General features: G+C 48.3%; 8 protein-coding genes and 1 pseudogene. 4 read left to right on the forward strand and 5 right to left on the reverse strand.

Translation table 11 applies throughout. The annotated features are described in order from the left end of the window. Positions 1-303 precede the first annotated feature (303 nt). The 4 genes from ghrA (at position 304) to RTW80_RS22075 (ending at position 3,205) form a co-directional block, all read left to right on the forward strand. On the forward strand, positions 304-1,242 hold the full coding sequence (gene ghrA, locus RTW80_RS22060) for a glyoxylate/hydroxypyruvate reductase GhrA (protein WP_000351315.1): 939 nt from the start codon (positions 304-306) through the stop codon (positions 1,240-1,242). Positions 1,243-1,296: 54 nt separating this feature from the next. Continuing rightward, positions 1,297-2,034 (forward strand): zinc-binding phosphatase, encoded by a 738-nt coding sequence (gene ycdX / locus RTW80_RS22065; RefSeq protein WP_000283664.1) that lies wholly within the window; start codon positions 1,297-1,299, stop codon positions 2,032-2,034. 23 nt (positions 2,035-2,057) lie between these two features. Next, positions 2,058-2,612: a molecular chaperone YcdY gene (gene ycdY, locus RTW80_RS22070; RefSeq protein WP_001001902.1), complete on the forward strand. Its 555-nt coding sequence runs from the start codon at positions 2,058-2,060 to the stop codon at positions 2,610-2,612. Positions 2,613-2,713: 101 nt separating this feature from the next. Then, entirely contained in the window at positions 2,714-3,205 is a 492-nt protein-coding gene (locus RTW80_RS22075; RefSeq protein WP_001300785.1) for a DUF1097 domain-containing protein, read from the forward strand. A gap of 63 nt (positions 3,206-3,268) precedes the next feature. Here the strand turns inward: RTW80_RS22075 and csgG are convergent, their stop codons facing one another. The 5 genes and pseudogenes from csgG to RTW80_RS31640 form a co-directional block, all read right to left on the reverse strand. After that, a complete protein-coding gene (gene csgG, locus RTW80_RS22080; protein ID WP_001189321.1) occupies positions 3,269-4,102 on the reverse strand; it encodes a curli production assembly/transport protein CsgG in 834 nt (277 codons plus the stop codon). Between the two features lie 26 nt (positions 4,103-4,128). After that, positions 4,129-4,545, reverse strand: a complete 417-nt coding sequence (gene csgF, locus RTW80_RS22085; protein WP_001264088.1) for a curli production assembly/transport protein CsgF — start codon at positions 4,543-4,545, stop codon at positions 4,129-4,131. A 24-nt stretch (positions 4,546-4,569) separates the two neighbouring features. Next, complete coding sequence (gene csgE / locus RTW80_RS22090) at positions 4,570-4,959, reverse strand: curli production assembly/transport protein CsgE (RefSeq protein WP_000833288.1); 390 nt, start codon at positions 4,957-4,959, stop codon at positions 4,570-4,572. A gap of 4 nt (positions 4,960-4,963) precedes the next feature. Next, positions 4,964-5,416, reverse strand: a pseudogene (csgD, locus tag RTW80_RS22095) (biofilm master transcriptional regulator CsgD); the annotation flags it as partial. A 9-nt stretch (positions 5,417-5,425) separates the two neighbouring features. Continuing rightward, positions 5,426-5,482, reverse strand: coding sequence for an IS1 family transposase (locus tag RTW80_RS31640; RefSeq protein WP_003032489.1), 57 nt, complete (start codon positions 5,480-5,482; stop codon positions 5,426-5,428). Between the last annotated feature and the right edge of the window lie 2 nt (positions 5,483-5,484).

The following is a 5,484-nucleotide window of genomic DNA, read 5'->3' on the forward strand; positions in this document are numbered from 1 at the left end:
TCGAACCCCCGATACGTTGCCGTATACACACTTTCCAGGCGTGCTCCTTCAGCCACTCGGACACCTCACCAAATTGTCGTTCCTGTCTTGCTGGAACGGGCGCTAATTTAGGGAAATCATGACCTGAGGTCAACAAACTTTTTTAAAAAATCGCGCGTTTATTCAAACTTCAATCAATATGCAGTTTTAATAAGCGAAATCTGCTTTTTTTGCCACCGACCACGGATTTGTTATGCTGGTGGCTTTTGTAGATCATAACGATAAGTGCGAATAAATTTCGCACAACGCTTTTCGGGAGTCAGTATGGATATCATCTTTTATCACCCAACGTTCGATACCCAATGGTGGATTGAGGCACTGCGCAAAGCTATTCCTCAGGCAAGAGTCAGAGCATGGAAAAGCGGAGATAATGACTCTGCTGATTATGCTTTAGTCTGGCATCCTCCTGTTGAAATGCTGGCAGGGCGCGATCTTAAAGCGGTGTTCGCACTCGGGGCCGGTGTTGATTCTATTTTGAGCAAGCTACAGGCACACCCTGAAATGCTGAACCCTTCTGTTCCACTTTTTCGCCTGGAAGATACCGGTATGGGCGAGCAAATGCAGGAATATGCTGTCAGTCAGGTGCTGCATTGGTTTCGACGTTTTGACGATTATCGCATCCAGCAAAATAGTTCGCATTGGCAACCGCTGCCTGAATATCATCGGGAAGATTTTACCATCGGCATTTTGGGCGCAGGCGTACTGGGCAGTAAAGTTGCTCAGAGTCTGCAAACCTGGCGCTTTCCGCTGCGTTGCTGGAGTCGAACCCGTAAATCGTGGCCTGGCGTGCAAAGCTTTGCCGGACGGGAAGAACTGTCTGCATTTCTGAGCCAATGTCGGGTATTGATTAATTTGTTACCGAATACCCCTGAAACCGTCGGCATTATTAATCAACAATTACTCGAAAAATTACCGGATGGCGCGTATCTCCTCAACCTGGCGCGTGGTGTTCATGTTGTGGAAGATGACCTGCTCGCGGCGCTGGATAGCGGGAAAGTTAAAGGCGCAATGCTGGATGTTTTTAATCGTGAACCCTTACCGCCTGAAAGTCCGCTCTGGCAACATCCACGCGTGACGATAACACCACATGTCGCCGCGATTACCCGTCCCGCTGAAGCTGTGGAGTACATTTCTCGCACTATTGCCCAGCTCGAAAAAGGGGAGAAGGTCTGCGGGCAAGTCGACCGCGCACGCGGCTACTAATAAAGCATCAGGATTCCTGCTATCCTTGGCGGGAATTGAATACAGGAGAGAGTTATGTATCCCGTCGACCTTCATATGCATACCGTTGCCAGCACACATGCATATAGCACATTGAGTGATTACATTGCCCAGGCCAAACAAAAGGGCATTAAACTTTTTGCGATCACCGATCATGGCCCGGATATGGAAGATGCTCCGCATCACTGGCACTTCATTAACATGCGTATCTGGCCGCGAGTGGTTGATGGGGTAGGGATCCTGCGCGGCATCGAAGCTAACATTAAAAATGTTGATGGTGAAATTGATTGCAGCGGTAAAATGTTTGACTCGCTGGATCTGATTATTGCCGGTTTTCATGAGCCGGTTTTTGCACCACATGACAAAGCGACCAATACACAAGCGATGATCGCCACTATCGCCAGCGGCAATGTGCATATAATAAGCCATCCCGGAAATCCCAAATATGAAATAGATGTGAAAGCCGTTGCTGAAGCAGCCGCGAAACATCAGGTGGCGCTGGAAATCAATAATTCTTCATTTTTACACTCACGTAAGGGCAGTGAAGACAACTGTCGTGCGGTAGCCGCAGCGGTACGTGATGCTGGAGGTTGGGTGGCATTAGGCTCGGATTCTCACACCGCGTTTACCATGGGGGAATTTGAAGAGTGTCTTAAAATCCTCGACGCGGTAGATTTTCCGCCAGAGCGCATTTTGAATGTTTCTCCGCGCCGCTTACTGAACTTCCTTGAATCTCGCGGTATGGCACCGATTGCGGAATTTGCAGACCTTTAATTACTAGTAATGGAAATATATTAATGAACGAGTTTTCTATCCTCTGTCGTGTGCTGGGTTCGCTCTATTACCGCCAACCGCAAGATCCTTTACTGGTGCCGCTGTTTACCCTGATTCGTGAGGGGAAACTGGCTGCGAACTGGCCACTGGAGCAGGATGAGTTACTGACGCGTTTACAGAAAAGCTGTGATATGGCGCAAGTCTCTGCCGATTACAATGCGTTGTTTATCGGCGATGAATGTGCCGTGCCGCCATATCGTAGCGCATGGGTTGAGGACGCAACGGAAGCGGAAGTGCGCGCTTTTCTTTCCGAACGAGGGATGCCACTGGCGGATACGCCAGCCGATCACATCGGCACATTGCTGCTTGCGGCTTCCTGGCTGGAAGATCAGTCAACGGAAGATGAGAGCGAAGCACTGGAAACACTGTTCAGTGAGTATCTGTTACCCTGGTGTGGTGCGTTCCTTGGCAAAGTGGAGGCCCATGCAACCACGCCTTTCTGGCGCACCATGGCACCGCTAACCCGCGATGCCATTAGTGCAATGTGGGACGAGCTGGAAGAAGATTCTGAAGAATAAGTGTGATCTACGTCACTCATAACTGCAACGGATAATTTGTTGTTGCATAAAATGTGTGCTCGATCTCATTCATGGCCGCGTTTTCTGCTATCATGCGCGGCATGAACATACTTCTCTCTATTGCAATCACAACAGGCATTCTCTCCGGTATCTGGGGATGGGTGGCTGTTTCCCTGGGCTTACTAAGCTGGGCGGGCTTCCTGGGCTGTACGGCCTACTTTGCCTGCCCGCAAGGTGGGCTGAAAGGGCTGGCGATCTCCGCTGCAACCCTGCTTAGTGGCGTGGTGTGGGCGATGGTCATTATTTACGGTAGTGCACTGGCACCACATCTGGAAATTCTCGGTTATGTCATAACCGGTATTGTCGCGTTTCTGATGTGTATTCAGGCCAAACAGCTGCTGCTTTCATTTGTTCCGGGGACGTTTATAGGCGCATGCGCGACGTTTGCCGGGCAGGGTGACTGGAAACTGGTGTTACCTTCGCTGGCGCTTGGGCTGATATTTGGTTACGCAATGAAAAACAGTGGCCTGTGGCTGGCGGCGCGTAGTGCAAAGACGGCGCACCGTGAGCAGGAAATCAAAAATAAAGCGTGAGGGGCACTCACGCTTTCGCTTAAACAGTAAAATGCCGGATGATAATTCCGGCTTTTTTATCTGTCAGGATTCCGGTGGAACCGACATATGGCGGTATTTCACCAGAATGTCATTCTGCCGTTCTGCTTTATTTTGCAAATCCCACAGACCACGGTCGATACCATCATTAATCAGGAAAATGACCCCTGTTTCGATAGCCGACATCAGGCACAGCATAACAGGTTCGTTCGAGGTGTAACCCACTTCCCCTTCAAGCAAGCGCTGGTAGTCAATAAAGCGGAAAACCCCGGCCTGAACTTCATAGGAAAGTATCGTCTTACTGGTGTTCACCGAAGAAAGGATCTCGCCGGTACTCACATTGACGACGCGCAGGTTCACGGCAATCTGATCGAGCTGGTATTGCGTGTCGGCACCGATGCCAAAATATCTTGCCCCAACCCCGCCAGATTTGACGTTGCTTTCATAACCGATAATCGAACCTTCAACCATGATATTTGCCGCCGTTAAAGATTGCAGCGGGATTCGGTTATTAATGGCAACCGTGCCGTTTTCTTGTGCCGCACGAATAATCTTGCGCTCGTTAAGCAGGTTTTGTAAGCCCTGGCGCTCCAGCGGTATAAACCAGCGAGAATCTTTCAGTGCCGTGACCAGCATTGCCGTGGCGCTTTGCGGAACAGCAGTGGAGAAGTTACTTGCCGGGTAGGGTTTAAATTGCCCGGTTTCGTCCTGAATGTTGTATACCGAAACAAAGATTTTACCCGTCGGCGCTGGCAGATGGGTCAAATCTTTGTAGCTCTGAGCACGAGGCATTAATGTCGGTCTGGCGGCTTCTTTAGGCGGGGCGGTTAAGCATCCGCTCAGTAACATGACGGCAACCAAAAGAAATAAGCGCTGCATGATTATTTTCCTTATGAAGCTGGGGCTTAAAAATCGGTTGAGTTATTTTGTAAACCCGAAACCTGGATGGTCGAGGTTTGTCCGGTTTTACGATCTGTCACGTTCAACTGCAATTGACCATCGCGGTTGGCAATATCGACAATATAATCGTTGGTCACCATGCGGCCCGGTTTACCGGTATTAATATTCGACAGTAGCCCACCTAAAATTTGTGACTGGATGGCCTGAGTAAAGTTATCTAACGCTGAGGGTGTTTCAATACCAAAGTCATCGTTATAGCTCGGATCTTTATAAGAGTTTTGGGCCTGAGCGCTATTTAATAAAAAAGCGCCATTATTTGGGTTACCACCAAAGTTTGGATTACGGAACTGGAAAGTCATGGTTCCAGCCCAACTTAATGGCGAAATAAGCATGAGTAGAACTACTGCATGTTTGACACGCATTGCAGCCTCCGAACAATTTTTTATTTAGAATTCATCATGCGCCAAATCGCCCGTACTTAATAACGCCTGATTTATCTGGCGACGATTTAGTGCTTCTTCAGTTTGAATCAGTGCAAAGACGACAGTTTTCTCGAAGTCTCTTTTCAACGGAAATAAAAAAGTCTGGAAAATAACGTCCTGATTGACCGTTATAGTGATCCAGCTTCCCCATCGTGCACTGGGCCTTTCATTAATCGTTAAGTTACCCGTATAGTCACTTTCCCATTTATCACTAAAGGCTCGGTAAAAATCATGGCCAATAGATGAAACAGTATGGTCAGTTAGCAATCCCGGGACTTCTACCTCAACGGCGTGAAGATTCCCTGCGGCGAACAGAAATTCTGCCGCCACAATCCAGCGTAAATAACGTTTCATGGCTTTATCGCCTGAGGTTATCGTTTGCCCAGGAAACCGCTTGTGTCCGGTTTTTTACGGCTATCTTCTTGAAAAGATTATAAAGATGCGTTTTAACCGTATTTTCGCTGATGAACAACGAACGAGCGATCTCGTTATTAGACGCGCCGATACGCAGCTTATTCAGGATCTCTTTTTCCCGATGAGTAAGGAGGGCTGATTCCGTGCTGTTATAACGATAGTTACCTGAATGCGTAATCAGGTAGCTGGCAAGCTTTTGCGTAAAGTAGCATTCGCCGCGCAGGACGCCTTGCAACCCATTGACAACACGTTCTTGATCCTCCATGGAATAAAAAACGCCGTTGATATGAGGCCAGTTTTCAATGTCGCGGTACGGGTAATCTTCAGGCGTATTTAGCAACAATATTTTGATATTGTTGTTTTTCCTGCTCAAAGTATCCTGCCAATAATGGGTAATGACTCCAACTTATTGATAGTGTTTTATGTTCAGATAATGCCCGATGACTTTGTCATGCAGCTCCACCG

This window comes from Escherichia sp. AM3, assembly GCF_032029835.1.
Taxonomy (GTDB): domain Bacteria; phylum Pseudomonadota; class Gammaproteobacteria; order Enterobacterales; family Enterobacteriaceae; genus Escherichia; species Escherichia coli.

What these genes read in the sequence shown, in the direction of transcription:
- ycdY (WP_001001902.1), top strand. Translation starts at nt 2,058, where the DNA reads ATGAACGAGTTTTCTATCCTCTGTCGTGTGCTGGGTTCGCTCTATTAC.
- csgF (WP_001264088.1), bottom strand. Translation starts at nt 4,545, where the DNA reads ATGCGTGTCAAACATGCAGTAGTTCTACTCATGCTTATTTCGCCATTA.
- RTW80_RS22075 (WP_001300785.1), top strand. Translation starts at nt 2,714, where the DNA reads ATGAACATACTTCTCTCTATTGCAATCACAACAGGCATTCTCTCCGGT.
- ghrA (WP_000351315.1), top strand. Translation starts at nt 304, where the DNA reads ATGGATATCATCTTTTATCACCCAACGTTCGATACCCAATGGTGGATT.
- csgE (WP_000833288.1), bottom strand. Translation starts at nt 4,959, where the DNA reads ATGAAACGTTATTTACGCTGGATTGTGGCGGCAGAATTTCTGTTCGCC.
- ycdX (WP_000283664.1), top strand. Translation starts at nt 1,297, where the DNA reads ATGTATCCCGTCGACCTTCATATGCATACCGTTGCCAGCACACATGCA.
- csgG (WP_001189321.1), bottom strand. Translation starts at nt 4,102, where the DNA reads ATGCAGCGCTTATTTCTTTTGGTTGCCGTCATGTTACTGAGCGGATGC.